Origin of the sequence: Kitasatospora phosalacinea, assembly GCF_030268885.1 — a bacterium.
In the GTDB taxonomy this organism is placed as follows: Bacteria; Actinomycetota; Actinomycetes; order Streptomycetales; family Streptomycetaceae; genus Kitasatospora; species Kitasatospora phosalacinea_C.
Window position 1 is genome coordinate 137,121 of record NZ_BSSA01000016.1, and the last position, 26,811, is coordinate 163,931.

A 26,811-nucleotide genomic window follows, 5' to 3' on the forward strand; every position below is an offset into this window, starting at 1 on the left:
GGCGCCCCGACGAGGCGTCCACCAGCACCCGGATCGTCATTCCGGAGAAGCACCCGATGGTCACCCTGCTGGGTGCGGCCGACTCGCTCCTGCGAGTGATCGAGGAGGGTTTCCCGGGAGCCGACATCCACGTCCGCGGAAACGAGGTGACGGCCACCGGCTCGCCCGCCGAGGTCGCGCTCGTCAAGCAGCTCTTCACCGAGATGATGCTGGTGCTGCGCACCGGCCAACCCCTGACGGAGGACGCCGTGGAGCGCTCCATCACCATGCTCAGGAGTGCCGCCGAGGACCCGGCCCACCCGGCCCCGTCCGAGGTGTTCACGGCGAACATCCTGTCCAACCGGGGCCGCACCATCCGCCCCAAGACGCTCAACCAGCAGCGCTACGTCGAGGCGATCGACAAGCACACCATCGTCTTCGGCCTCGGCCCGGCCGGCACCGGCAAGACCTACCTGGCGATGGCCAAGGCCGTGCAGGCCCTGCAGGCCAAGGAGGTCAACCGGATCATCCTGACCCGGCCGGCCGTCGAGGCGGGGGAGCGGCTGGGCTTCCTGCCCGGCACCCTCTACGAGAAGATCGACCCGTACCTGCGCCCGCTGTACGACGCGCTGCACGACATGATGGACCCCGACTCGATCCCGCGGCTGATGGCGGCCGGGACGATCGAGGTGGCCCCGCTCGCGTACATGCGCGGCCGCACCCTCAACGACGCCTTCATCATCCTCGACGAGGCGCAGAACACCTCGCCCGAGCAGATGAAGATGTTCCTGACCCGCCTGGGCTTCAACTCCCGGGTGGTCGTGACCGGCGACACCAGCCAGATCGACCTGCCCGGCGGCACCCGCTCCGGCCTCAAGGTCGTCCAGGAGATCCTCGCCGACGTGCCCGACATCCACTTCTCGGTGCTGACCAGCACCGACGTGGTGCGGCACAAGCTGGTCGGCCGCATCGTGGATGCGTACGAACGCTGGGACGCCCGGCAGGAGGCCGAGGAGTCCGGCGACCGCAAACCCGTCCAACGGCGGGGCGCCCGGGCGCCCCGGCAGTCCCATCGCACCGAAAGCTGAGTACTGAGCCCTCCATGTCGATCGACATCGCCAACGAGTCCGGGTGGGACGTCGACGAGGAGTCCATCCTCGACGTCGCCCGCTACGCCCTCGACAAGATGCGGATCCACCCGCAGTCCGAGCTCTCCGTCATCCTCTACGACAGCGAGTCGATGGCGGAGCTGCACGTCCAGTGGATGGACCTGCCAGGACCGACCGACGTGATGTCCTTCCCGATGGACGAGCTGCGTCCGGGCAAGGAGGGCGAGGACCTGCCGGAGGGCCTGCTCGGCGACATCGTGCTCTGCCCCGAGGTGGCGAAGCAGCAGGGCCTGGCCGCCCCCACCAAGCACTCGATGGACGAGGAGCTGCAGCTGCTCACCGTCCACGGGGTGCTGCACGTCCTCGGCTACGACCACGAGGAGCCCGACGAGGAGCGCGAGATGTTCGCCCTCCAGAAGCGGATCCTGGACGACTGGCGGGCCGGCCGCGGCCTGTCCGGCCTGTCGCCCGCGCCGACCGTCCACTGAGGGCCGGCCCGCTGTGAGTGGTGAGAGTACGAGCTTCCTGATCGGCGCGCTGCTGCTGGTCGGCCTGGGCTGGCTGGCGGCGTGCGCCGAGGCGGGCATCTCCCGGATGTCCCGCTTCCGGGCCGAGGAGGCGGTCCGCTCCGGGCGGCGCGGCTCCGACCGGCTGCTGACCCTGGCCTCGGACAGCATCCGCTACCTGAACCTGGCGACGCTGATCCGGGTCGCCAGCGAGATGGGCGCCGCGGTGCTGGTCACCGTGGTGTGCGTGCGCAGCTTCCAGCAGACCTGGCAGGCCGTGCTGGTGGCGTTCGGCGTGATGGTGCTGGTGTCCTTCGTCGCGGTCGGGGTCTCCCCGCGCACGATCGGCCGCCAGCACCCGCTGAGCACCGTCACCGCCGCGTCCTACGTGCTGCTGCCGCTGGCCCGGATCCTCGGGCCGATCCCGCGGCTGCTGATCCTGCTGGGCAACGCGCTGACGCCCGGCAAGGGCTACAAGGAGGGCCCGTTCGCCTCCGAGGCCGAGCTGCGGGCGCTGGTCGACCTCGCCGAGAAGGACGACCTGATCGAGGACGAGGAGCGCCGGATGGTGCACTCGGTCTTCGAGCTGGGCGACACCATCGTCCGCGAGGTGATGGTGCCGCGCACCGACCTGGTGATGATCGAGCGGCACAAGACCGTCCGGCAGACCCTCACGCTGGCGCTGCGCTCCGGCTTCTCGAGGATCCCGGTGGTCGGCGACAACGAGGACGACGTGGTCGGCATCGTCTACCTCAAGGACCTGGTCCGCCGCACCCACATCAACCGGGAGGCCGAGTCCGACCAGGTCGACTCGGTGATGCGCCCCGCCGTGTTCGTCCCCGACTCCAAGCCCGCCGCGGACCTGCTGCGCGAGATGCAGCAGATGCGCTCGCACGTCGCCATCGTCATCGACGAGTACGGCGGCACCGCCGGGCTGGTCACCATCGAGGACATCCTGGAGGAGATCGTCGGCGAGATCACCGACGAGTACGACCGGGAGACCGCCCCCGTCGAGGACCTCGGCGACGGCTCCTACCGGATCACCGCCCGGCTCACCGTGGAGGACCTCGGCGAGCTGTTCGGGATCGAGCTGGACGACGAGGACGTGGAGACCGTCGGCGGGCTGCTGGCCAAGTGCCTGGGGCGGGTGCCGATCCCCGGCTCCTCCTGCGAGGTGCCGGTGCCGGAGGGCAGCGGGCTGGCCGCGATCGGCCTGACCGCGGAGAGCTCGGCGGGCCGGCGCAACCGGATCGGCACCGTGGTGGCCACCCCGGTGCGGGTCGCCGCGGAGGAGGACGAGGAGCCGAGCGAGGAGGCCGCCTCCTAGCCGGCTGTGCAGCTGCGGGGCGTCCCGTGCTGTTCCGACGGGCCCTTGGACGGGCCGTCCCAATCGGTGCCGCCGGTTGGGACGGGGCGTCCCGGGGCCCGTTTGCCATGCCGCCCCGGGCGTGCGCACCGTGGAAGACATGGCACATCTACTGCGCGCGGAGTACGGCCCGAGCGGGCCGGCCGGTGGGGTGGCCAGGTGGCACGTGGTCCGTGCCGCCGACCCCTCGCACGGCATGTGCGGCGCCGAGATCGCCTCGGACGCCGAGAGCAGGCCGGAGGAGGCCTGGGGCACCGGGCTGCACTGCTGCCAGCAGTGCGGGTCGCTGTACCTCCACGAAGTGCCGTTCCTCCGGTCCGACCACGCGGGGAGGACCTGATGAGACTGCACGACGAACTCCCGGTCGACCACCGGCTCGGCACGGTCTACCGCTACGGCGCGGGCCTGTGCGGGCTGTTCCTGGTGGTGTTCGGCATCCTCGGCCTGACCGGGGCCCACCCGGGCTTCCTGGACACCTCGGGCAAGGAGGTGATCGGCCTGTCCAGCAACGGGGCGCTGAGCGTGCTGTCGCTGGTGGCCGGCGGGATCCTGATCCTGGGCGCCGTGATCGGCGGCAACACCGCCTCCAACATCAACATGGCCATGGGCGTGCTGTTCGTGCTGGCCGGCTTCGTGGGCCTGATGGTGCTGGACTCCAGCGCCAACCGGCTCGCCTTCCACATCTCCAACGTCATCTTCAGCTTCGTGTTCGGCTTCGTGGTGCTGACCTTCGGCATGTACGGACGGGTCAGCAGCCACCTGCCGCACGACAACCCGTACTGGAAGGAGCGGCACGCGAAGGCCACCGAACAGCCCAACGGGCCGCCCGCCCTGGTCAAGGTGCTCCGCCCGGGCCCGCCCAACCCGACCGGGCACTGAACCGGCCGCCGAACGGGGTGAACTGATCATCTCGGCGTAGAGTAGGACCGCCCAGGCCCGACGGACCGTCAGGTCCGTTGGGCCGCAGTCTGCTTGGAGGGGGAACGACGATGACGGAGCGCACGCTCGGAGCGCTGGTCAGCTCGCCGATCGGGTTCGGGGCGATGGTGCTCTCGCCCGGCATGTACGGCGAGATCGACGAGCAGCGCGGACAGGACGCGCTGCGGGCCGCGATCGACGCCGGGGCCCGGATGATCGACACCGCGGACGGCTACGGCGCCGACGGGCACAACGAGCAACTGGTCGGCCGGGCCGTCCGGGGGCGCCGGGACGAGGTGGTGCTCGCCACCAAGTTCGGCTTCCGGGTGCCGGACGGCGCCGAGGCGCACCGCTTCCCGGTGCACTTCGCGTTCGGCGAGCTGGCGGTGAACTGCGAGCCCAAGCACGTGCGCGGCTACGCGGAGCAGTCGCTGCGCAACCTCGGCACCGACGTGATCGACCTGTACTACCCGCACTTCCCGGACCCGCAGGTGCCCTTCGAGGACACCGTCGGCGCGGTCGCCGAGCTGATCCGCGCCGGGCTGGTCCGCCAGCTGGGCGTCTCCAACGTGACGGCCGCGCAGCTGCGGGCCGCGCACGCGGTGCACCCGGTGGCGGCGGTGCAGACCCAGTGGTCGATGTGGCAGCCGATCGACCCGGAACTGCTGGCCGCCGCCCGCGAGCTGGGCATCGGCGTGGTGGCCTGGAGCCCGCTCGGCGGCGGCTTCCTCACCGGCACCGTGCAGCAGGTCGGCGAGGGCGACTTCCGGCAGCACCAGGCCCGCTTCTCCGCCGAGAACCTGGCCGCCAACAACGACCGGTACGCCCCGCTGCGCGCCATCGCCGCCGAACTCGGCGTCACCCCGGGCCAGTTGGCGCTGGCCTGGCTGCTGCACCAGGACGACCACGTGGTGCCGATCCCGGGCAGCCGTACGCCGGCGCACATCGCGGAGAACCTGGCCGCGGCGGACCTGGCGCTGGACGCCGCGACGCTGGGCCGGATCGACGCGGCGCTCGCCGAGTTCGCGCCCGCGGGCGAGGGGGCGCTGCTCAAGGGCTGAGCCGGGCCGCCCGGTGGCTGAGCCGGGGCCGCCCGGTGGCCCGACCGCGTCGACCCGGCTCACTATGCTCGGGGCCATGACCGAGATTTCCGAGCTGGACCCCGAGGACAAGAAGATCATCACGCTGGCCCGCTCGGCCCGCGCCCGCAACGGCGTGGCCGAGGGGGCGGCGGTCCGGGACGAGACCGGGCGGACGTACGTGGCCGGGACGGTGGCCCTGGAGTCGCTGCGGCTGACCGCGCTGCAGACCGCGGTGGCGATGGCGGTGGCCAGCGGGGCGAAGGGCCTGGAGGCGGCCGCGGTGGTGTCCGAGGCGGACGCTCCGGCGGCGGGCGACCTGGCCGCCGTGCGGGACCTGGGCGGGGCCGGTACGCCGGTGCTGCTGGCCGGGCCGGACGGGGCGCTGAAGCTGGCCGCCGCGGCGGAGTGAGATCGTCCGGCGGGGCGGGCCGGGGCCGGGGAGGCCCTCGCCCGCCCTTTTCGCGGGCCCCGCGGGTGCGATAATCGCATCGGCCGGGGCCGGTCCCGGCGGGGGAGGGGACATGGGCGTCGCGGCGTTCTTCTGCGGACTGCTGCTCTGCGTCATGGGCTTCGGACGCTGGCACGAGACCGGGTCCCCGTGGTGGCTGGCCGGCACCCTGGTCCTGCTGGCGCTCGTCGTGGTCGGCGCGATCACCGGCGGCGGGAAGAAGACCGGCTGACCGCCCGATGACCGGGGCGGCCCCGGCGATCGGCGACAATGGGTGGCATGAATGCCCCTTCCTCCCCGTACCGCTCCGGGTTCGCGTGCTTCGTCGGCCGCCCCAACGCGGGCAAGTCGACCCTGACCAACGCCCTGGTCGGGACGAAGGTCGCGATCACCTCCGACCGCCCGCAGACCACCCGGCACACCGTGCGCGGCATCGTGCACCGCCCCGACTCCCAGCTCGTGCTGGTGGACACCCCCGGGCTGCACAAGCCGCGCACCCTGCTCGGCGAGCGGCTCAACGACCTGGTCCGCACCACCTGGGCCGAGGTCGACGTGATCGGCTTCTGCGTGCCCGCCGACCAGAAGCTCGGCCCCGGCGACAAGTTCATCGCCAAGGAGCTCGCCGAGATCCGCAAGACGCCGAAGGTCGCGATCGTCACCAAGACCGACCTGGTCGACTCCAAGCGACTCGCCGAGCAGTTGATCGCCGTCCAGCAGCTGGGCGCCGAACTCGGCATCGAGTGGGCCGAGATCATCCCGGTCTCCGCGGTGGGGGACCAGCAGGTCGAGCTGGTGGCCGAACTGCTGACCAAGCTGCTGCCCGAGGGCGTGCCGCTGTACCCGGACGGCGACCTCACCGACGAGCCCGAGCAGACCATGGTCGCCGAGCTGATCCGGGAGGCCGCGCTGGAGGGCGTGCGCGACGAACTGCCGCACTCGCTGGCCGTGGTGGTCGAGGAGATGATCCCGCGCGAGGGCCGCCCCGCCGACCGCCCGCTGCTGGACATCCACGCCAACGTGTACATCGAGCGGCAGAGCCAGAAGGCCATCGTGATCGGCGCCAAGGGCGCCCGCCTCAAGCACGTCGGCACCACCGCCCGCAAGCAGATCGAGGCGCTCCTGGGCACCCCGGTCTACCTGGACCTGCACGTCAAGGTGGCCAAGGACTGGCAGCGCGACCCCAAGCAGCTGCGTAAGCTCGGCTTCTGACGAGGGGTCGGGTACGGGGAGGAGCCGGGGCCGGATGGAACTGCACACCCACGAGTGGGGCGGGGGCGGGCGCACCGCCCTGCTGGTCCACGGCATCCAGGCCGACCACCGCACCTGGCGGGTGATCGGGCCCGCGCTCGCCGAGCGCGGCTACCGGGTGCTCGCCGTCGACCTGCGCGGCCACGGCGCCTCCCCGCGCGGCCCCGGCGCCACCCCCGCCGAGCGGTACGGGCCCGAGCAGTTCGCCGAGGACCTGGTCGACACCCTGCCCGCCGGGGCGGACCTGGCGATCGGCCACTCGATGGGCGCGCTCGCGCTCCGGCTGGCCGTCGAGCGGCTGAAGCCCGCCCGGGCGGTCTACAGCGACCCCGCCTTCGTCTACGACCGCCCCGGGCTCGGGCCGGACCCCTTCGTCAGCTTCAAGCGCTTCGGGACCAGGCAGTTCATCGCCACCATGCACCCCGACTGGACCGCCGAGGACGTCGACGCAGAGCTCGCCTCCCTCGCGCTCTGGGACGCCGACACCGCGGTCGGCCTGTGGTCGCACCCCGGGCTGTCCGTGCTGCCGGGCGCCCCGGTCGTCCCCTCGCTGGTCCAACTCGCCGACCCGAGCAGCCTGGTGTCCGAGGCGGAGGCCGCCGAGCTGCGCCGCCGCGGCTTCGAGGTGCGCACCGTGCCGGGGGCCGGGCACTGCATCCACCGGGACGACCCCGCGGGCTTCCTGGCCTCGCTGGAGGGCTGGATCTGAACCCGCCGCCCGGCCCCGGGGGTCGGCCGACCCCGGTGTCAGGCCCCTTCGCGCAGCACCAGGCCGACCAGTTCGCGCTGGGAGTCGGTGAGCTTCGGGTCGGCGCAGTGGACGGTGCGGCCGTCGACGGTGATCTCGTAGTGGAAGCCGTCGGGCACGCCGTACGCGGGCGCACGCAGCCCCCCGGCCACCGCCTCGCGGGCCAGGGCGTGCACGTGCGGGGCGTCCGGGCGCTCCTCGGTGTCCATCTCGGCATACCGGAGCAGGCCGGCGAACCCGCCGGTGCGGGTGACCTGGATACGCATGGTTGTCAGTGTGCTACGCAACGGAGGGGTTTGCCGAGGCTTTTCACCAACTCCCCGCAGACGGGGCGCCGCCCGCCGACCGTCTCAGTGGATGGGATCGTGGCCGGGGTCACTGCACCGGCCCCGTGCCTCTTGTTACAGTTGCCGCATCATGCGTATCCGGCTGCTTCTTCTTAGCTGCCGCGGCGAGGGCCTGTAGTCCAGTCAAGGCCGGCCCCCCTCGCCGCGGGGAGTCGTGTTGCGCCCAGTGTGATCTTTCGCGGCGCATTCAGTCGGCCGAGTCGGGTGTCCTCCATCCCCCGACCGCAGACCGCCTTCGACAACGGAAGCCGAGAGCCCCACCATGACCGAGCAGTCCTCCGTCGCCCGCGCCTTCATCGACCGCCCCACCCCGATCACCGCCGCCACCGTGCAGCAGAAGCCCTCGGGGATGCCGTTCCAGCGCTACGTGCCCTTCGGCACCGTCGACCTGCCGGACCGGACCTGGCCGAGCAAGGTCATCACGCAGGCCCCGCGCTGGCTGTCCACCGACCTGCGCGACGGCAACCAGGCGCTGATCGACCCGATGTCGCCGGCCCGCAAGCGCAAGATGTTCGACCTGCTGGTGAAGATGGGCTACAAGGAGATCGAGGTCGGCTTCCCGGCGTCCGGCGCCACCGACTTCAACTTCGTCCGCTCGCTGGTCGACGAGGACGCGATCCCCGAGGACGTCACCATCTCGGTCCTGACCCAGGCCCGCGAGGACCTGATCGAGCGCACCGTCGAGTCGCTGAAGGGCGCGCCGCGGGCCACCGTCCACCTGTACAACGCGACCTCGCCGCTGTTCCGCCGGGTGGTGTTCAAGGCCAGCAAGGACGACATCAAGGCCATCGCGGTGGACGGCACCCGCCTGGTGATGGAGTACGCCGAGAAGATCCTGGGCGACGAGACGGTCTTCGGCTACGAGTACTCGCCGGAGATCTTCATCGACACCGAGCTGGACTACGCGCTGGAGGTCTGCGAGGCGGTGATGGACGTCTGGCAGCCCGGCGAGGGCCGCGAGATCATCCTGAACCTGCCGACCACCGTCGAGCGCTCCACCCCGAACGTCTACGCCGACAAGATCGAGTGGATGTCGCGGAACCTGTCGCGCCGCGAGTTCGTCTGCCTGTCCACCCACCCGCACAACGACCGCGGCACCGGCGTCGCCTCCGCCGAGCTGGCCGTGATGGCCGGCGCCGACCGGGTCGAGGGCTGCCTGTTCGGGCAGGGCGAGCGCACCGGCAACCTGGACCTGGTCAACGTCGGGATGAACCTGTTCTCCCAGGGCGTCGACCCGATGATCGACTTCTCCGACATCGACGAGATCCGCCGCACCGCCGAGTACTGCAACCAGATGCCGGTGCCCGAGCGCCACCCCTACGCCGGTGACCTGGTCTTCACTTCCTTCTCCGGTTCGCACCAGGACGCGATCAAGAAGGGCTTCGACGCCCTGGAGGCCGACGCGGCCGCGGCCGGCGTCCCGGTCTCCGAGCACACCTGGGGCGTGCCCTACCTGCCGATCGACCCGAAGGACGTCGGCCGCAGCTACGAGGCGGTCATCCGGGTCAACTCGCAGTCCGGCAAGGGCGGCATCGCCTACGTGCTGAAGAACGACCACAAGCTGGACCTGCCGCGCCGGATGCAGATCGAGTTCTCGAAGATCATCCAGGCCAAGACCGACGCCGAGGGCGGCGAGGTCACCCCCGCCGACATCTGGGCGATCTTCCAGGACGAGTACCTGCCGACCCCGGCCAACCCGTGGGGCCGGATCTCGCTGAGCGGCTCCCGCAGCCTGACCACCGAGGACGGCCGCGACGCGCTGAGCACCGAGGCGGTCGTCGACGGGGTCCGGGTCACCCTGACCGGCACCGGCAACGGCCCGGTCTCCGCGTTCGTCAACGCGCTGGCCGGGATCGGCGTGGACGTCCGCGTCCTGGACTACGCCGAGCACGCGCTGAGCGAGGGCGGCGACGCGCAGGCCGCCGCCTACGTCGAGTGCGCCGTCGGCGACAAGGTGCTGTGGGGCGTGGGCGTGGACGGCAACACCGTGCTGGCCTCGCTGAAGGCCCTGGTCAGCGCCGTCAACCGGGCCGAGCGGCGCGGCTGACGCAGTACCGCGCTTCCGCGTCCTCGCAGGGGACCCGCCATCGGCGGGTCCCCTCTGCGCTTCCGCCGCGCTTCCGCCGGGTCTTCGGCCCGCCACCGGGCGCTGCCTTCCTGCCAGGGTCCTCGGCCTTCCGCCGCAGCGGAGTTGACGGATCATCAGGTGATGTCCGGCGCGCGGTGCGGCCGCCGGGCGGCGCCGTCGACCGGATGTGGTCCCGGTCACAAATTTTCCCCCCGGCACCCGTTCAGGGTGCTGACACGGGCCGGTAACCGTGGCAACATCGTCGGACCGGAACCGGGGTCGGTGGGACGACCTCGGCGTCCGGTCGCGTGACCTGCCCATTGATGTGCAGGCCGCCTGCCATGTCTGGGGAGTGGCGCCGTGACAGGGTTGTGGGGTGTTCGCCCTCGGTGGCGGACGGATGTCCTCGGTGAATTCTTCTGCCCGGGCTGTGGCGGAGACCGCAACTACCGCCGGCAACACGGTCGGCGGTGGCTGCGGTTGCTCGGGACGCCGGTCCTGCCGCTCGGCGGCGTGGTCCGCAGCGTCCAGTGCACGTCCTGCCGCGGCCGCTACGGGGTCGACGCCCTGGAGCAGTTGACCTCGGTCCGGCTCGGCGCGATGCTCCGCGACGCCCAGTACACCATCGCCCTGGCCGTGCTGGCCGCCGGTGGCACCGCCGGGCGCGGCGGACGCGAGGCGGCCTGCGCGGTGATCAAGGAAGCCGGGTTCGACGACTGCGGCGAGGCCCAGGTGCTGGCCGCGCTCGCCGCGCTCTCCGGACACGGCGGCGGCGAACCGATCGACGTGGACGTCGAGGGCGGCGGACTCGCCGTCGAACTGCACGCCGCGCTCGAACCGCTCGCCCCGCACCTCGCCGTCCAGGGCCGGGAACGGCTGCTCACCCTCGGCGCCGTGGTCGCCCTGGCCGACGGCCGCTACCTCCCGCAGGAGCGGGCCGCGCTCGCCGTGGTCGGCCGCTGCCTGCGCCTCACCGCCCCGCAGGTCGACCAGCTGCTGGAGGCGGCCACCCGCGCCCCGCACTGACCGGTCCCCGTTCCGCCCCCTCCTGCCCCTTCCTCCTTCTCGTTCCCTTCCGCACCACCCCACGAGCCGGGCCCGAACTCCCCCCTCCCGGGCCCGCCGTGTCCCGCACCGCACGGGTGAAAGCCCCCACAACCCCGGTGCGGGCTCACGGCTGCGCGCCGCAGGCTCCACCGCGGCCCGTGCCGTCGGTGCCCCTGTGCCCTTGCTGCCCCTGCGCCGCCTGCCGCGGTCCACCGCCGTCCGGGGGGATTGTCGGCGGGGTGCGGGACAATGGGTTCCACCATGAGTCTCTTCCGCGACGACGGCATCGTGCTGCGCACCCAGAAGCTCGGCGAGGCCGACCGGATCATCACCTTCCTGACCCGCCAGCACGGCCAGGTGCGGGCGGTGGCCCGGGGAGTGCGCCGGACCAAGTCGAAGTTCGGCGCCCGCCTCGAACCGTTCTCGCACGTCGACATCCAGTTCTTCAGCCGCGGCAGCGAACTGGTCGGCCGGACCCTGCCGTTGTGCACCCAGGTGGAGACCATCGCCCCCTACGGCGCCCGGATCGTCGACGACTACGCCCGCTACACCGCGGGCACCGCGATGCTGGAGACCGCCGAACGCTTCGCCGAGAACGAGGGCCAGCCGGCCGTCCAGCAGTACCTGCTGCTGGTCGGCGCCCTGCGCACGCTGGCCGCCGGCACCCACCAGCCGCACCTGGTGCTGGACGCCTTCCTGCTGCGCTCGCTCGCCGTCAACGGCTACGGCGCGAGTTTCACCGACTGCGCCCGCTGCGGGCTGCCCGGCCCCAACCGCTTCTTCTCGCTCCAGGCCGGTGGCGTGCTGTGCGGCGACTGCCGGGTGCCCGGAAGTGCCGTACCCTCCCCTGAGACACTGGTACTGCTCGGCGCGCTGCTCTCCGGAGACTGGCAGACCGCCGACGGCTGCGAGCCGCGGTACTGGCGCGAGGGCAGCGGGCTGGTGGCGGCCTACCTGCAGTGGCACCTGGAGCGGGGCATCCGCTCGATGAGATACGTGGAGAAATGAGCATGGTCGCGCGACGGCTGTTCGGCAGCAAGCGGACGTACGAGGCCCCGGCCCCGCACCCGAGCGGTGCCAAGCCGCCGAAGATCCCCGGCGAGCTGGTCCCCAACCACGTCGCGGTGGTCATGGACGGCAACGGCCGCTGGGCCAAGGAGCGCGGCCTGCCCCGGACCGAGGGCCACCGGGTCGGCGAGGGCGTCGTCCTGGACGTGCTGCGCGGCTGCCTGGAGGTCGGGGTCAAGAACCTCTCGCTGTACGCCTTCTCCACCGAGAACTGGAAGCGCTCCCCGGACGAGGTGAAGTTCCTGATGAACTTCAACCGGGACGTGATCCGCCGCCGCCGCGACGAGATGGACGCCATGGGCATCCGGATCCGCTGGGCCGGCCGGATGCCGCGGATGTGGAAGAGCGTGGTCCAGGAGCTCCAGGTCGCCCAGGAGCAGACCAAGAACAACGACGCGATGACGCTGTACTTCTGCCTCAACTACGGCGGCCGGGCCGAGATCGCCGACGCCGCGCTGGCCATCGCCCGCGACGTCGCCGCCGGGAAGCTCAACCCGGAGAAGGTCAACGAGAAGCTGTTCGCCAAGTACCTGTACTACCCGGACATGCCGGACGTCGACCTGTTCCTGCGCCCCAGCGGCGAGCAGCGCACCTCCAACTTCCTGGCCTGGCAGTCCGCCTACGCCGAACTGGTCTTCCAGGACGTGCTCTGGCCGGACTTCGACCGCCGCGACCTGTGGCGCGCCTGCGAGCAGTACGCCAGCCGCGACCGCCGCTTCGGCGGGGCGCTCCCCAACGAGGTCGCCGCCGAGCTCCCGCCGCAGCGCTGACCCGCGGTCCGTCGGCGCGCCGGTCTGCGGCCCCGCCGGCGCGCCGGTCCGCGGGCCGCCACCGTGCCGACCCGCACCGCAGCGACGGCCGAGGGCCCGGATCGGACTGCTCCGATCCGGGCCCTCGCTGTTGCGCCCTTGCCGGGGCCGGGCGGCGCCTGCCACCCGGTCGCGGTGCGGCTACTCCGCCTGCTGCTTGGCGGCGCAGTCGCCGCAGGTGCCGAAGATCTCCAGGGTGTGCGCGATGTCGCTGAAGCCGTGCTCGGCGGCGACCGCGTTGGCCCAGCGCTCGACGGCGGGGCCCTCGACCTCGACGGTCGCCCCGCAGTGCCGGCACACCAGGTGGTGGTGGTGCCCGCTGCTGCACCGCCGGTAGACCGCCTCGCCCTCGGCGGTGCGCAGCACGTCCACCTCGCCGGCCTCGGCCAGCGACTGCAGCGTGCGGTAGACGGTGGTCAGACCCACCGAGTCGCCCCGGTGCTTGAGCATGTCGTGCAGTTCCTGCGCGCTGCGGAAGTCCTCGATCTCGTCCAGGACCGCCGAGACGGCGGTGCGCTGCCGAGTCGATCGCGTGCGCGGTGACGGGCCTGCGGTGGTCACCGTGGGTCCTCCTGCTGATCGGGTGGTTTCGCACATCATTGTGCCAGCCCCCGACTTGACAGTGACTCCCCCGACAACGGCTTGTCGACCGCGGTCCCCGCCGGTGTCCGGGCCGGCTCCGTGGTCTCCAGGACCGTGCCGACGCCCTCCGCGGTTCCCGGTTCGCGGGTGGGGTTCGCGCCGCCGCCGGTCAGGGCCACGTCGCACACCGCCGGGCCGTGCTCGACGGAGGCCCGGTGGCGCCGTCTGGCCAGCGGGGCGGCGATCGCGCTGAACAGGGCGAAGGTGAGGATGGCCAGGAACACGATGGTCGGCCCGGACGGCAGGTCGGCCTGGTAGGAGGTGCCGACGCCGAGCAGCGCCGTCACCACGCCCACGCCGATCGCGGTGGCCTGGGTGGCCGCGAAGGACCGGGTCAGCTGCTGGGCGGCCGCCACCGGGACCACCATCAGCGCGCTCACCAGCAGCAGGCCGACCACCCGCATGGCGACGGTCACGGTGACCGCGGCCATCACCGCGAGCAGCAGGTTGATCACCCGCACCGGCAGGCCGGTCACCCGGGCGAACTCCTCGTCCTGGCAGACCGCGAACAGTTGGCGGCGCAGGCCGATGGTCACCGCGAGCACCACCGCCGCGAGCAGGCCGATCACCGCCAGGTCGCCGGGGGAGACGAACAGGATGGAGCCCCACAGGTAGCTCTCCAGGCTGCCCGCGCCGGACTGGCTGCTCATCGAGACCAGCAGCTTGCCGCCGGCCATGCCGCCGTAGAAGAGCATCGCCAGCGCGATGTCGCCGCGCTGGTTGCCGCGGGCCCGGACCAGTTCCATCACGACGGCGCCGAGCACGCAGACCAGCACCGCCGTCCACATCGGGTTGGCCTGGAACAGGAAGCCGAGGCCGACGCCGGTCAGCGCGACGTGCCCGATGCCGTCGCCCATCAGCGCCTGTCGGCGCTGCACCAGGTAGATGCCGATCGAGGGGGCGGTGACGCCGACCAGGACGGCGGCGAGGAACGCCCGCTGCATGAAGTCGGGCTGGAACATCTCGATCATGCCAGTAGCCCCTGGGGGGTGCGGTGGTGGTCGTCGGCGTGCGGGTGGACGTGGTCGTGGCCGGGCAGCGCGTGCTGGCCGACGTTCCGCGGCGGCGGCCCGTCGTGCGCCACGCAGCCGTCGCGGAGCACCACGGCGCGGTCGATCAGCGGCTCCAGCGGGCCGAGCTCGTGCAGCACCAGCAGCACCGCGCAGCCGCGTTCCACCTCGCTGCGGAGGATGTCGGCGAGCACCTGCTGGCTGTCCACATCGACCCCGGCCATCGGCTCGTCCATGATCAGCAGGTCGGGGACGCCGACCAGGGCGCGGGCGATCAGCACCCGCTGGTGCTGTCCGCCGGACAGGTGGGCCACCCCGTCGCCGGCCCGGTCCAGCATGCCGACGGAGGTCAGCGCCCGGTCCACCGCGGCCCGGTCCTTGCGGCGGAACGGCAGCAACCCGTGCTGCGGCAGCCGCCCGGTGGAGACCACCTCGCGGACGGTGGCCGGCACCCCGGCGGCCGCGGTGGTGCGCTGCGGGACGTACCCGATCCGGTGCCAGTCCCGGAACCTGCGGTGGGGTCGGCCGAACAGTTCCAGGTCGCCGCGGTCCAGCGGCACCGAACCGATCACGCTCTTCACGGTGGTGGACTTGCCGGAGCCGTTGGCGCCCAGCAGGGCGACCACTTCGCCCGGGCGGACGGTCAGGTCGACGCCGCGCAGCACCGGCCGTCCTCCGACGGTGGCGACCGCGCCCCGGAGGGCGACGACCGCGGGGCCGCTGCGCTCGGGCCCGGCCTCCCCGGGGCCGGTGCCCTCGGAGGAGGACGGCCGCGGCCGGTCGGAGTCTGTCGTGGTGGTGACAGCACTCATGGTGGTTTCCTCGCTCTGCTCTCGCCGCTCGCTCGGGTCCGCTCGAATGGTTCAGCGGGCGCCGAGCGCGGCCCGCAGGTTGGTCAGGTTCTGCCGCATGACGGAGAAGTAGTCGTTCCGGTCCGGCTCCTTGATCCCCTCCAGGGGGTCGAGCACGGCGGTCTTGAGCCCCAGGTCGGTGGCGACGGTCTCGGCCAGCTTGGGGCTGACCAGGGCTTCGAAGAAGACGGTGGTCGCGCCGTTCTCCTTGGCGGCGCGCTGGATCGCGGCCATCCGGGACGGGGTGGGCTCGGCCTCCGGGTCGACCCCGTTGATCGCGACCTGCTCCAGCCCGTAGTGGTCGGCGAGGTAGCCGAACGCGGCGTGGCTGGTGACGAAGGTCCGGGTGCCGGTGTCGGCCAGGCCGTCCTTGAACTCCTGGTCCAGGGAGGTCAACCGGGCCACCAGGTCGTCGGTGTTGCGCCGGTAGTCGGCGGCGTTGGCGGGGTCGATCTCGGCGAACTCGGCGCCCACGCTGCGGGCCACCGCCGCGTACCGGGTCGGGTCCAGCCAGATGTGCGGGTCGCCGGCCGGGCCCTCGTGCTCGTGCCCGTGCTCGCCGTCGTGCGCCTCGTTCTCGTCGTCCCCGCCCTCGTCGAGGTGGTGGTCCACCAGGGGGGAGGCGGCGGTGGCGTCCACCGCGTGCTTGACGCGGGACTGCGCGACGGCCTTGTCCACGGTCGGCTGCAGGCCCTTCAGGTAGACCACCGCGTCGGCCCGCTGGACGGCCGCGACCTGCTTGGCCGTCAGTTCCAGGTCGTGCGGTTCCACGCCGGGAGCGGTCAGGTCGGTGACCTTGACGTGCTCCCCGCCTATCTGCCGGGTCAGGAACTCCATCGGGTAGAAGGAGGCCACCACCTCCAGCTTGTCGCCGTCCTTGCCCGCCGCGCTGCTGACGCCGCCGCAGCCGGAGAGCAGCAGCGATCCGACGAGAGCGGTGACAGCGAGTGCTGCCGGGGTGGAGGTGCGGCGAATCTTCATGACAACCATTCTCATCTTATCTGGAAATGATTGTCAACTTGCGTTGGGTGGACGCCCGTGCGGCCGGGCCGCCGCGCCCCCGCCGGGCGGCCGCCAACACGCCGGAGAACGCACGGCTGTTCACCCCCGGTACAGCCACCCGGCGGCCCGCCCGTGCCACTATCGAGTTGAACCCCGCCCCTGCATCCCCGGTACCCTGAGTTATTCGGGCGCGTGCAACCAGCCGCGTCCTGACCGCGCCGTCGTACTGAAGAGAGCACTGTGGCCGCCGACAAGATCGACACGATCGTCAGCCTGAGCAAGCGCCGTGGCTTCGTCTACCCTTGCAGCGAGATCTACGGCGGTACTCGTGCCGCCTGGGACTACGGTCCGCTGGGAGTCGAGCTCAAGGAGAACATCAAGCGCCAGTGGTGGCGCGCGATGGTCACCGCTCGGGAGGACGTCGTCGGCATCGACTCCTCGGTGATCCTCGCCCGCGAGGTCTGGGAGGCCTCCGGCCACGTCGCGACCTTCAACGACCCGCTGACCGAGTGCCTCTCCTGTCACAAGCGCTTCCGCGCCGACCACCTGGAAGAGGCGTACGAGGCCAAGCACGGCAAGCTCCCCGCCAACGGCCTGGCCGACCTCAACTGCCCGAACTGCGGCAACAAGGGCGCCTTCACGGAGCCCAAGGAGTTCTCGGGCATGCTGAAGACGCACCTCGGTGTCACCGAGGACGCCTCCGGCCTGGCCTATCTGCGCCCCGAGACCGCGCAGGGCATCTTCACCAACTTCCGCGCCGTGCAGACCACCACGCGCAAGAAGCCCCCGTTCGGCATCGCCCAGGTCGGCAAGAGCTTCCGCAACGAGATCACCCCCGGCAACTTCATCTTCCGGACCCGCGAGTTCGAGCAGATGGAGATGGAGTTCTTCGTCAAGCCCGGCGAGGACGAGACCTGGCACGAGTACTGGCTCGAGCAGCGCTGGAACTGGTACGTCGACCTCGGCCTGCGGACCGAGAACATGCGCTTCTTCGAGCACCCCAAGGAGAAGCTGTCCCACTACGCCAAGCGCACGGTGGACATCGAGTACCGCTTCAACTTCGGCGGCAGCGAGTTCTCCGAGCTGGAGGGCGTGGCCAACCGCACCGACTACGACCTGACGGTGCACAGCGAGCACTCCGGCCAGGACCTCAAGTACTTCGACCAGGACGCGAACGAGCGGTACTTCCCGTACGTCATCGAGCCCGCGGCCGGCCTCAACCGCGCCATGCTGGCCTTCCTGCTCGACGCCTACTTCGAGGACGAGGCGCCCAACGCCAAGGGCGTCATGGAGAAGCGCGTCGGCATGCGGCTCGACCCGCGGCTGGCCCCGGTCAAGGTCGCGGTGCTCCCGCTGTCCCGCAACGCCGACCTCTCGCCGAAGGCCCGCGGCCTCGCCGCCGACCTGCGCTCCGCCTGGAACGTCGAGTTCGACGACGCCGGCGCGATCGGCAAGCGCTACCGCCGCCAGGACGAGATCGGCACCCCGTTCTGCGTCACCGTCGACTTCGACACCCTCGAGGACAACGCGGTGACCGTGCGCGAGCGCGACACCATGGCGCAGGAGCGGGTGTCGCTCGACCAGGTGAAGTCCTACCTGGCCGCCCGCCTGATCGGCTGCTGACACCGGGCACCGGAAGCAGCACCGCAGTCAGCTTTACGTCCGGCCGACGGGCGCCCCTCCCCGGGGCGTCCCGTCGGCCGGACGGCGTTCTCGGGGCGGGCGGGTCCGATGCCCGGCTCAGCCACCCCGTCCCCCCCTCCTGGTCGGCGCAGCCGTTCCCTGTCCCTGTCCCCGTCTCCGTCCCCGGGCCGGTGCGGTGCGGAGGTCCGCTCAGCGGCGCAGGCGGGACTTCGGCCGGGAACGGGGCGCCGACTCGGTCGGCAGTCCCGCGGTGCGCAGCGCCGCGAGCACGCTGCGGGTCCGACTCTCCTCCAGGCCGTCGGCGGCGGACAGCATCGCGTCGTACAACTCCGCCGAATCCCGGACCTCGGCCGCGAACTGGCCGACATCGCTCGCCGAACGCATCCGCACCAGCTCACCGACCAGCTCGGCCGCCGATTCCCCGTCCAACGCTGCGGCGATCGCGGCGACCTCCCCGGCCGGTCGGCCAGCTGCCTGGCGCAGCAGGTGCCGGACATCGTCGGAGCGCCCCGCCGCCCGCAACTGCCTGGTCAGCTCGGAGAGTTCAGCGGCGGGTGCGGAGGCCCGCTCCCACAGCATGGTCTGTCCGTCGGCGGACTGCCCGGACTGCGCCAGCGCCGCGAGCAGCGTCGGGAGGACCTGTGCGCTCACCGACCACAGGGAGTGGAACAGGTCGGCGGCCTCGTCCACCAGCCCTTCGCGGCGCAGCTCGGCCAGCGCGGCGGCCGCGTGCTCCGGGGCGCCGCCGGCCACCGACCTGGCCAGGTAGGTGGAGGAACCGGCCGGCCCTTCGGCGCGCAGCAAGGTGGCCAGCGCGGCCAGGTCGACCGGAGTGACCATCAGTGCTGCCCGGCCCACGAGGGCCGCGGACTCGTGCACCGCACCCTGCCGGTGCAGGTCGGCGATCCGCTGGACGAGAGCGATCAGTTCCGCGCCCGTCCGGGGCCGGGGCCCGGACGCGGGGCGGCCGGGGCTTCCGGGCCCGCTGCCGGTGCTGCTCCCGCTGTTCTCGCTCCCGGCCCTGTTGGCGGCGAGTCCTGTGCGGGGAACGCGGGTGCCCGCCCAGGAGGTACCGACGGGTCCCTCCGGTTCGGTGTCCGGGCCGCTGCCCCGGGCGGCAGCGTCGTGCCGCCCGCTGTCGGTGCGGGGCGGGGCGACGGGGGAGGCCGTGTGGTCGTCGTCCTGCTGGGCGGGCCGCGGTGGGCGGCTGATCCTGAACCGGGCGCCGCGCAGTTGCGGGGCCTCGATGGCCGGGGGAGCGTACGGGGAGCCGGCGTCGGTCGTGCCGGTCGATCCGTCGGGCGCGGTGCCCCGGTCGTGGACGGGGGCGGGTCGGTGTCCGCCGCCGAAGCGAGCCCCGGTCGGGAACTGGCGCTGCGGAGGTACGGGGGAAGCGGCCGGCCCGGTCGGCTCGGCCGGGCGGCGGGGCCGGGGCTCTTCGGCGAGGCCCCGGGGCGTGCCCTGCGGGGCGGGAGAGGGACCGTTGGCCAGTCGGCCCGCCAACTGCCGGTCCTCGGCGGCCAGGAGGCGGTCGCTCAGCTCCAGGCAGCGTGCGCCGAGTCCTTCGCGGAGGTGCTGCACCTGGGCGAGTTGCCGCAGCAGTTCGGGGTCGGGCTGCCTGGGCGGACGGCCGTACGCGGGCGCGTGGTCGGGTTCGCGGCCGCCCCGGACGGCCTCGGCGAGTCTGCGCTCGCGCTGCGCGGCGAACTGCCGTGCCCTCAGGAGTTCGTCCAACTCCGCTCTGAGCGTTTGGACGTCGGCCGAGTCCGGCCCTGGATTGTGTACGGTCATCGCGCCCCGCCCGACCTCTCCATGGAGGCCACCCGACCGGCCCCCGAACACAACAACTGGTGGCCATCCTGGCGCTGTCATACGGCAGCCACGTTACGGGAGCAAGTCCTAACCTTTTCGAGATGGGGGTGTGAGCGGCCGGTGCGGCGCGCGAGACCGGTGGAACGCGGGATTCCGGCCAAATACCCTTCGGATCAGCTCACTTGTGTGACAGCAGGGACAACTGCCGCTCCAGCAGCGGCCATCAGGGACGAGGTCAGCCCGCGAGCCGTGACCTCGCCTCCATCAGGGCGAAACCGAGCAGGTTCGAACCCTGCCACCGGGCAGGGGAGTTCGCCCGCTCGTCGTCGGCCGCGAGCCCGATGCCCCAGACCCGGTCGAGCGGGCTGGCTTCCACCAGGACGCGCCCACCCGTGCCGAGCAGGTACGCACGGAGCCGTTCGTCCTGTCCGAACTTCGCGGTGCTGCCGACCACCACCAGTTCGAAGCGGTGCGCCACCCACCGCTCCTCGTCGAACCCCGCGACCAGGCGGCCCAGGTTCTTCGCCTCCGCGGGCGTCCGCGCCCGGAGGATCCTCGGGACGGCCTCCTCGTCCCCGAACAGCCGGGCCTTCCCGGCCATCATCCAGTGCTCGGCGGTGCGGTACTCGACCCCGTCGACGGTGAACGGGGAGGGCCACCACTGGCTGAGTGCACCTGGCCCGATCTGCCCGTCCCGCTGCGGCCGGTGCCCCCAGAAGTGCAGGTACTTCGGGCAGGCCCCGGACGCGACCGCGGCCGTCAGTTGCTCGCGGGTGCGCGCCTCCAGCGGCGGGAGCACCGGGTTCGTCGTCATGGCGCCATCATCGCACTGGCCCCGACCAGCGGCTTTCCATTTTCTGCATGGCCACCTGCCGCCGGACCCAACCGAGTTGTGGCACCGCCCCCCGTACGAGGGCACCCTCGTCCCGGCCCTGCTGCCCGACTCTCGCCATGCTCCGTCCGCCCGGGGACTCGTGGCAGTGCCTGCCGACCACGCCCGTACCGGCGAGCGCGGCCCCGGTGGCGGGGCCGATGGCCTGGTACGGGCGTCGGTCGGCAGGGTCGATCGCACTGTGCAGAAGTCAAGGAGCGGGAGGAGCGGGAGGAGGAACGCGATCAGGTCGGTGACGGTGCTGTCTGTCGGAGCATCGGCGGGGTGGTGCGGCTCCTCTCGGCCCGGGGACGGGCGGGCAGGTCGGGTGGGTCAGCTGGGTCGGATGCGAGGAGGGACGGCCGGACCCTCCGGTCGGCGGACCGTCCTCCTCGGGTGCTCAGCATCCGGCCGGAGAACGGCGGTGTGAACCGGACCGGCTCCCGCCGGGCTGTCGCGAGCGCACCTCCCCGAAGCGGCTCCGCCGCTCGGGGCCGGGCCGCCGTCGCACCCCGGGATCGCGTCGGGCGGCGGCGGCCGCTCTCGTTCCGGCGGACGTCACCGGGCACGAACGGCCAGGGCGGGGGAGAGGCGCCCGGGCCCTGCTCCGGGCCCGTGGGCCGAGGGCCCGCACCTCGTCGGATGCTCGCACGAGGCGGTCGCACCCACTGGCCCCCGGGACCGTCGAGGACCCGGGCCCGGGACGGGGCACTCCGGCGCCGGCCGGGTGATCCGGTCCGACCCCAGCTGGGTGATCCGGTCCGACCCCGGCCGCGGTGACCGGCAACCGCCTCGACGATCCGGCGTACCACCGGCTCGTCGGGAATCCGGACACGACTCCCGGAACGGACCACTCCGTCAGGTGAACCCTCTGCACTGACACTCCTTCCGTGAGGAACCCGGTGGGCAGGCCGCTCGCCGGAGTCGGGGCGGCGGCACGCTCCCGGAACGGCCGGGACCGGCGCCACCGACCGGCCGCCGGTCCATGGCCGCGACCGTCCGCCGTGGACGCCACCGACCAGCACACGGCGGCCAGCGGCAGCTCCGCGCACACCGCCATCAACAGGGCGACCAGCAACTCGGACCGACCGGTCGCCGTCGCCACGTCGCACCCGGCGTCCGCCACCAGCAGGGCGCCGGCCAGAACCGCGGGACCGAACGGCCCCCGTCCTCGGCGCAGTTGCACGGCGGCAGCGGACAGGGCCGCCGACTCGACCAGGTCGAGCACCGCCCAGGGCAGGCCGCCGGGAAACGAGGCGAGCAGCACCGCCCAGGGCAGCAGGACCGCCCCGCAGCCCAGGAACAGCACGTCCGGCCGCAGCCACCGGGCCCGAGGACCCGGAACCACCGGACGCCCCGCGCGGACGAGGCCACCCGCGCCGGCCCGGACGGGCACGTGAACGAACCCGCTCATCCCGTGTCCTCCTGCCCCGCACGCCCCGCACAGGCGCAGTCGGCCACCGGCAACTGCGCCCAGCGGAACTCCCCGGCCGCCGAGGCGAACCAGAACCGGCCCGCCGTTCGCACGGCCGCGCCCGTCGCCCGCCGCCGCAGGCCGCCGGTGAGGAAGCGCACCGGGGGTGGCTCCCCGCAAGGCGGTAACCGGCCCCAGGCGCACGAGAGCGGTCCCCCGCCCGGTCCCCCGCCCGCCCCGCGCCGTGCCCCGCGCAGCCCGGTGTCACCGAGCGAGGACTCGACCACGACGTCGAGGAGTTCGCCGTACTCGTAGACCTCCATCGCCGGTCGGCGACCGGCCCGCAGCCGCACCGCCCACGGGCCGACCGCGGCAATCAACCCCGATTCGCCGGATTCGCAGGCGAGTTCGGAGAAGCCGTCGGAGGAATCGGGGGCCGCCGCCCGGAGGCAGGAGAGCGGGCCGCGACTGCAACGGATCAGGTTCGTGTTCGTCATGCCCTCAAGAATCCTTGGGGGCAAGGATCTTGTCGGTAATGCGCGGATCCGTGTTTTTGGTGTAGCCAGCTACACCAAAAACACGGAGGCCCGCGCCATGGAAGCCGAGATCGGGCGGCCTCTACGCTGATCCGCATGTTCCAGTCGAAGATCGACACGCCCCAGCGCCGGGCGGTCCGGGGCGCCGCGGTCCGGGCCGTCCTGGCCGCCTCGGCCGCGCGCACGCCGTGGTCCGCGGGCGCTCGACGGGACTCGCTGTTCCTGGCCGCCGGCCTCCCCTTCTGCCTGCCCTCCCTGATCCTCCTCAACGCCCCTGGCAGCAGCCTGCTGATGGGGCTGTTCCTGGCCGTGGTCCTGCTCGACCTGCTGACCACCGCCCAACGCAGCCGGGTCCGCGCCCTGCGCGGGGTGGAGGTCCCGAGCCGGGTCCCGCCCGGGGCGGCCTGGCGGGTCCGGCTCCGCGCGGGGCTGACGTGGCGCCAGGCGCTCCACCACCTGGTGGTCGCCCCGGTGCAGGCCCTCTGCGCAGGCCTGGTGCTCGGCCTCTGGGGGGCCGCGGCCGTCCTGCTCGGCTTCTTCGGCTGGGTCTGGCTGCTGCCGCCCGGCAACCCCCTGCGGGCCAGGCCGGGTTGGGTCGTCGACGGCGCCCTCGCCACCGTCGGCGGCCTGCTCCTGCTGGCCGCCGTGCCCTGGCTCGCCGCCCTGTTCGCCGCCGTCGACGTGTGGACGGTCCGGGCCCTGCTCGGCCCCAACCGGGCGGAGGTCCTGGAGCGCCGCGTCGAGCACCTGGCCCGCAGCCGGGTGGACGTGGTGGACGCGGCCGACGCCGAACGGCGCCGCATCGAACGGGACCTGCACGACGGTGCGCAGCAGCGCCTGGTCTCGCTCGCGATGAACCTGGGGCTCGCCCGGCGCACCCTCAAGCACCTCCCGGCCGAAGCCATGGAGGTCATCGTGGCCGCGCACGAAGAGGCCCAGGCCGCCGTCAAGGAGCTCCACGACCTGGTCCGCGGCCTGCACCCGGCGGTGCTGGAGGACCGCGGGCTGGACGCGGCGCTCTCCGGCATCGCCGCCCGCAGCCCCGTCCCCGTGCACCTTACGGTCGACCTCCCGGGCCGGATAGCCCCCACCGTGGAGGCGGTCGCCTACTTCACGGTCTCCGAAGCCCTGGCCAACGCCGCCAAGCATTCCCGGGCCTCCCGGATCGACCTCGTCCTGCGCCGGGCCGCCGACCGGCTGCACATCACCATCACCGACGACGGCGTCGGCGGTGCGGACGCCGCCCGCGGCACCGGCCTCACCGGCCTGCGCAAGCGCGCCGCCTCGGTGGACGGATCGTTCGCCATCACCAGCCCCCGAGGGGGCCCGACCACCATCACCATGGAGTTGCCATGCGAGCTGTGATCGCCGAGGACTCGGTCCTCCTGAGGATCGGCATCGTCAAGGTGCTGGAGAGCGAGGGCTACGAGGTCGCCGCCGCAGTGGGCGATGCCGAGGCACTGCTCGCCGCCGTCGAGGAGCACCGCCCGCAGATCGTCGTCGCGGACGTCCGGATGCCCCCGGGGTTCGCCGACGAGGGGGTCCGGGCCGCGTTGATGATCCGGCGGCAGTGGCCCGGCACCGCCGTCGTCCTGCTCTCCCAGTTCGTCGAGGAGCGCTACGCGGCGGACCTGCTGGCCAAGAACACCAGCGGCGTCGGCTACCTGCTCAAGCAACGGGTCGCCAACGTGGACGAGTTCGTGGAGGCACTGCAGCGGGTCGCCCAGGGCGGCACCGCCCTCGACCCGGAGGTGGTCGCCCAACTGCTGCTGCGCCGCGACAGCGATCCGCTGCACCGGCTGACGCCCCGCGAGCGGGACGTGCTGGCGCTGATGGCCGAGGGGCGTTCGAACACCGCGATCGCCGAGTCCCTGGTGGTCAGCGACAGCGCCGTCTCCAAGCACATCAACTCCATCCTCACCAAGCTCGACCTGCCGCCCGCGGAGGACACCCACCGCAGGGTGCTCGCGGTGCTCCGCTTCCTGGAGGTCAGCCAGTGACCCAGGCCGCTCCGCCGGAGCAGCGGCCCGTCCCCGAGCCGGGTCGGCTCGCGCGCTGGCTGCCGGCCCCGGGGCCGGTCGGCCCGCCCGCCGCGCCCGGACCGGGCGAGCGCCGGGCCTGGCGGATCGTCGGCGTGCTGGCCCTGGCCTGCGCCGTCCTGGTGGGCGCCGCCGTCACGGGGGCGGTCCTCGTCCGACAGGAGACCGCCCAGGAGCGGACGTACTTCGAGCCGGTCGGGCAGCTCGACATCGACTCCGGCGCGGCCCAGGTCGTCGTCCGCTCCGGGGGCACCGACCGGGTGGTGGTGTCCGAACGGATCGGCTGGGCGCTGCGGAAGCCCACCGTGGTCGAGCGGATGGCCGAGGGCAGGATGTCGCTCTCCGTCGACTGCCCGGAGGCCCGGATCCCCCAGGGCTGTTCGGTGTCCCTGGAGATACAGGTGCCGCCGACGACCACCGTCCACGCCCGCAGCGGCTCCGGGTTGACGGAGATCGTGGGCCTGTCCGGCAGCGTCTCGGCGGAGACCGGCAGCGGCCAGATCCACCTGTCCGAGGTCAGCGGGCCGATCTGGGCGCGGAGCGGTTCCGGTCAGATCATCGGAACGGGGCTGAGCGCGTCCAGGGCGCAGCTGTCCTCCTCCTCCGGAGACGTCACCCTGCAGTACGACCGCCCGCCGGACGAGGTCAGCACCCGCCTCGCCTCCGGGAACCTCGTCCTGCAACTGCCCGACGACCACAACCGGTACCGGATCGACCTCAGCCTCGACGGCGGTAGCCAGGCGGTGGACCAGTCCCTGCAGGACGTCGACTCGCCACGGCTGCTCGACGTCACCGCCGCCTCCGGCACCGTCACCATCGGCCGGACGGGAGGGTCCCGACCGCCCGGGCGGGCCGGTCCGGCGAGTGGGAGAGAATGGAGAGTCCGGAAGCCCGCCGTTGGGGCCCTACCCGTATGAGGATCCGCCGCGCATGACCACCACGCCCGACACCGCCCAGGCCGCTCCCGCAGCACCCGGTACGCCGGAGTTCGCCCCGTTGAACATCGGGCCGATGCAGGTCTGGCCGCCGGTGGTGCTGGCGCCGATGGCCGGCATCACCAACGCGCCCTTCCGCACCCTGTGCCGGGAGCAGAGCGGCGGCCGGGGCCTGTACGTCTCCGAGATGATCACCACCCGCGCCCTGGTCGAGCGCAACGCCAAGACCATGCAGCTGATCAAGTTCGACCCGAGCGAGAAGCCGCGTTCGATCCAGCTGTACGGGGTGGACCCGGAGACCGTCGGCAGGGCGGCGCGGATGATCTCCGCGGAGGGGCTGGCCGACCACATCGACCTCAACTTCGGCTGCCCCGTCCCCAAGGTGACCCGCAAGGGCGGCGGCTCCGCGCTGCCGTACAAGCGCAACCTGCTGCGCGACATCCTGCGCCAGGCGATCGCCAACGCGGGCGACCTGCCCGTCACCATGAAGATGCGCAAGGGCATCGACGACGACCACCTCACCTACCTCGACGCGGGCCGGATCGGCGCGGAGGAGGGCGTCTCCGCGATCGCCCTGCACGGTCGCACCGCGGCCCAGCACTACGGCGGAACCGCGGACTGGACGGCGATCGCCCGGCTCCGCGAGTCCGTCCCGGCCGACATCCCGGTGCTCGGCAACGGGGACATCTGGTCCGCCGACGACGCGGTGCGGATGATGCGCGAGACCGGCTGCGACGGCGTGGTGGTCGGCCGCGGCTGCCTGGGCCGCCCCTGGCTGTTCAAGGACCTGGTGTCGATCTTCGAGGGGGACGTCGACTACGCCCGCCCCACCTTCGCCTACGTGGCCCGCGCCATGGTGCGGCACGCCCAGCTGCTGGGGGAGTGGCTCGGTGACGAGGCCCGTGGCGTCATCGACTTCCGCAAGCACGTCGCCTGGTACACCAAGGGTTTCTCGGTCGGGTCCGAGCTGCGGGTGAAGCTCGCCAACTCCAGCTCGCTGACCGAGCTCGCGGAGACGCTGGCCCTGGTCGACCAGGAGCAGAGCTGGCCGATCGGCGCGGACGGTCCCCGCGGCCGGACCAGCGGCAACAACCGGGTGGTCCTGCCCGAAAGCTGGTTGGACGATCCGTACGAGTGCGCCAAGCTGGCCGAAGACGCCGAATCGGACACCTCTGGCGGATGATCTGTACGTTGCGGCCGGTTGGGCGTGAATCCAGGCCTGGCCGCGACGTCCCAGCCTGATTGTCCAAGATGGACAGCAGGGCTCCTTTAAGGCGCATTCGAGCGACGCAGAGCGACGGGATCATCAACA

The 26,811-nt window shown here is 72.5% G+C and carries 27 protein-coding genes; 19 read left to right on the forward strand and 8 right to left on the reverse strand.

The window, feature by feature from the left end; translation table 11 throughout:
- Positions 1-56 precede the first annotated feature (56 nt).
- From QSK52_RS22755 to QSK52_RS22800, 10 genes are all read left to right on the forward strand, one after another.
- Positions 57-1,067 carry a PhoH family protein gene (locus tag QSK52_RS22755; RefSeq protein ID WP_285738026.1) on the forward strand — a complete coding sequence of 337 codons (1,011 nt, stop codon included), beginning with the start codon at positions 57-59 and terminating at the stop codon, positions 1,065-1,067.
- A gap of 14 nt (positions 1,068-1,081) precedes the next feature.
- Positions 1,082-1,576, forward strand: coding sequence for an rRNA maturation RNase YbeY (gene ybeY, locus QSK52_RS22760; RefSeq protein ID WP_285737974.1), 495 nt, complete (start codon positions 1,082-1,084; stop codon positions 1,574-1,576).
- A gap of 13 nt (positions 1,577-1,589) precedes the next feature.
- Positions 1,590-2,921 (forward strand): hemolysin family protein, encoded by a 1,332-nt coding sequence (locus QSK52_RS22765; RefSeq protein ID WP_285737975.1) that lies wholly within the window; start codon positions 1,590-1,592, stop codon positions 2,919-2,921.
- Positions 2,922-3,060: 139 nt separating this feature from the next.
- The gene (locus QSK52_RS22770; protein ID WP_014135682.1) at positions 3,061-3,300 is read left to right on the forward strand and encodes a hypothetical protein; all 240 of its coding nucleotides are present in this window, start codon (positions 3,061-3,063) and stop codon (positions 3,298-3,300) included.
- Complete coding sequence (locus QSK52_RS22775; RefSeq protein ID WP_285737976.1) at positions 3,300-3,839, forward strand: DUF4383 domain-containing protein; 540 nt, start codon at positions 3,300-3,302, stop codon at positions 3,837-3,839. Before QSK52_RS22770 ends, QSK52_RS22775 begins: the two co-directional genes overlap by 1 nt.
- Before the next feature lie 110 nt (positions 3,840-3,949).
- Positions 3,950-4,939, forward strand: a complete 990-nt coding sequence (locus tag QSK52_RS22780) for an aldo/keto reductase (RefSeq protein WP_285737977.1) — start codon at positions 3,950-3,952, stop codon at positions 4,937-4,939.
- 64 nt (positions 4,940-5,003) lie between these two features.
- Positions 5,004-5,369, forward strand: coding sequence for a cytidine deaminase (locus QSK52_RS22785; protein ID WP_285737978.1), 366 nt, complete (start codon positions 5,004-5,006; stop codon positions 5,367-5,369).
- Positions 5,370-5,481: 112 nt separating this feature from the next.
- Positions 5,482-5,640, forward strand: a complete 159-nt coding sequence (locus QSK52_RS22790) for a hypothetical protein (RefSeq protein WP_285737979.1) — start codon at positions 5,482-5,484, stop codon at positions 5,638-5,640.
- Between the two features lie 47 nt (positions 5,641-5,687).
- Complete coding sequence (era, locus tag QSK52_RS22795; RefSeq protein WP_285737980.1) at positions 5,688-6,617, forward strand: GTPase Era; 930 nt, start codon at positions 5,688-5,690, stop codon at positions 6,615-6,617.
- A 34-nt stretch (positions 6,618-6,651) separates the two neighbouring features.
- On the forward strand, positions 6,652-7,365 hold the full coding sequence (locus tag QSK52_RS22800) for an alpha/beta fold hydrolase (protein WP_285737981.1): 714 nt from the start codon (positions 6,652-6,654) through the stop codon (positions 7,363-7,365).
- A 38-nt stretch (positions 7,366-7,403) separates the two neighbouring features.
- Here QSK52_RS22800 and QSK52_RS22805 read toward each other — a convergent pair whose 3' ends face one another.
- Positions 7,404-7,670 (reverse strand): protealysin inhibitor emfourin, encoded by a 267-nt coding sequence (locus tag QSK52_RS22805; protein ID WP_285737982.1) that lies wholly within the window; start codon positions 7,668-7,670, stop codon positions 7,404-7,406.
- Between the two features lie 343 nt (positions 7,671-8,013).
- On the opposite strand from QSK52_RS22805, the gene leuA reads away from it, so the two are divergent.
- The 4 genes from leuA (at position 8,014) to QSK52_RS22825 (ending at position 12,704) form a co-directional block, all read left to right on the forward strand.
- Complete coding sequence (gene leuA / locus QSK52_RS22810; protein ID WP_285737983.1) at positions 8,014-9,798, forward strand: 2-isopropylmalate synthase; 1,785 nt, start codon at positions 8,014-8,016, stop codon at positions 9,796-9,798.
- 501 nt (positions 9,799-10,299) lie between these two features.
- A complete protein-coding gene (locus tag QSK52_RS22815) occupies positions 10,300-10,845 on the forward strand; it encodes a TerB family tellurite resistance protein (protein ID WP_352230299.1) in 546 nt (181 codons plus the stop codon).
- Between the two features lie 282 nt (positions 10,846-11,127).
- Positions 11,128-11,874 (forward strand): DNA repair protein RecO, encoded by a 747-nt coding sequence (gene recO, locus QSK52_RS22820; RefSeq protein WP_285737985.1) that lies wholly within the window; start codon positions 11,128-11,130, stop codon positions 11,872-11,874.
- A gap of 2 nt (positions 11,875-11,876) precedes the next feature.
- Positions 11,877-12,704, forward strand: coding sequence for an isoprenyl transferase (locus QSK52_RS22825; protein WP_285737986.1), 828 nt, complete (start codon positions 11,877-11,879; stop codon positions 12,702-12,704).
- A gap of 180 nt (positions 12,705-12,884) precedes the next feature.
- On the opposite strand, the gene QSK52_RS22830 is transcribed toward QSK52_RS22825, so the two are convergent.
- The 4 genes from QSK52_RS22830 to QSK52_RS22845 are packed head-to-tail and all read right to left on the reverse strand — an operon-like array spanning position 12,885 to position 16,227.
- A complete protein-coding gene (locus QSK52_RS22830) occupies positions 12,885-13,304 on the reverse strand; it encodes a Fur family transcriptional regulator (RefSeq protein WP_285737987.1) in 420 nt (139 codons plus the stop codon).
- Positions 13,305-13,339: 35 nt separating this feature from the next.
- Complete coding sequence (locus QSK52_RS22835) at positions 13,340-14,356, reverse strand: metal ABC transporter permease (RefSeq protein ID WP_285737988.1); 1,017 nt, start codon at positions 14,354-14,356, stop codon at positions 13,340-13,342.
- Positions 14,353-15,207, reverse strand: a complete 855-nt coding sequence (locus QSK52_RS22840) for a metal ABC transporter ATP-binding protein (RefSeq protein ID WP_285737989.1) — start codon at positions 15,205-15,207, stop codon at positions 14,353-14,355. Before QSK52_RS22840 ends, QSK52_RS22835 begins: the two co-directional genes overlap by 4 nt.
- A gap of 51 nt (positions 15,208-15,258) precedes the next feature.
- Positions 15,259-16,227 (reverse strand): metal ABC transporter substrate-binding protein, encoded by a 969-nt coding sequence (locus QSK52_RS22845; protein ID WP_285737990.1) that lies wholly within the window; start codon positions 16,225-16,227, stop codon positions 15,259-15,261.
- A 261-nt stretch (positions 16,228-16,488) separates the two neighbouring features.
- Between QSK52_RS22845 and QSK52_RS22850 the strand changes: the two genes are divergently transcribed.
- Entirely contained in the window at positions 16,489-17,871 is a 1,383-nt protein-coding gene (locus tag QSK52_RS22850) for a glycine--tRNA ligase (protein WP_285737991.1), read from the forward strand.
- A gap of 210 nt (positions 17,872-18,081) precedes the next feature.
- Here QSK52_RS22850 and QSK52_RS22855 read toward each other — a convergent pair whose 3' ends face one another.
- From QSK52_RS22855 to QSK52_RS22865, 3 genes are all read right to left on the reverse strand, one after another.
- Positions 18,082-19,626, reverse strand: a complete 1,545-nt coding sequence (locus QSK52_RS22855; protein ID WP_285737992.1) for a hypothetical protein — start codon at positions 19,624-19,626, stop codon at positions 18,082-18,084.
- Between the two features lie 313 nt (positions 19,627-19,939).
- Positions 19,940-20,518, reverse strand: coding sequence for an NADAR family protein (locus QSK52_RS22860; protein ID WP_285737993.1), 579 nt, complete (start codon positions 20,516-20,518; stop codon positions 19,940-19,942).
- A gap of 1,467 nt (positions 20,519-21,985) precedes the next feature.
- Positions 21,986-22,486: a hypothetical protein gene (locus QSK52_RS22865; RefSeq protein WP_285737994.1), complete on the reverse strand. Its 501-nt coding sequence runs from the start codon at positions 22,484-22,486 to the stop codon at positions 21,986-21,988.
- A gap of 135 nt (positions 22,487-22,621) precedes the next feature.
- On the opposite strand from QSK52_RS22865, the gene QSK52_RS22870 reads away from it, so the two are divergent.
- The 4 genes from QSK52_RS22870 to dusB are packed head-to-tail and all read left to right on the forward strand — an operon-like array spanning position 22,622 to position 26,682.
- Positions 22,622-23,890 (forward strand): sensor histidine kinase, encoded by a 1,269-nt coding sequence (locus QSK52_RS22870; protein ID WP_285737995.1) that lies wholly within the window; start codon positions 22,622-22,624, stop codon positions 23,888-23,890.
- Complete coding sequence (locus tag QSK52_RS22875) at positions 23,878-24,525, forward strand: response regulator (protein WP_285737996.1); 648 nt, start codon at positions 23,878-23,880, stop codon at positions 24,523-24,525. The genes QSK52_RS22870 and QSK52_RS22875 overlap by 13 nt, the downstream gene beginning before the upstream one ends.
- On the forward strand, positions 24,522-25,481 hold the full coding sequence (locus QSK52_RS22880; protein WP_285737997.1) for a DUF4097 family beta strand repeat-containing protein: 960 nt from the start codon (positions 24,522-24,524) through the stop codon (positions 25,479-25,481). Before QSK52_RS22875 ends, QSK52_RS22880 begins: the two co-directional genes overlap by 4 nt.
- Before the next feature lie 13 nt (positions 25,482-25,494).
- A complete protein-coding gene (gene dusB / locus QSK52_RS22885; RefSeq protein WP_435053327.1) occupies positions 25,495-26,682 on the forward strand; it encodes a tRNA dihydrouridine synthase DusB in 1,188 nt (395 codons plus the stop codon).
- Positions 26,683-26,811: the final 129 nt, after the last annotated feature.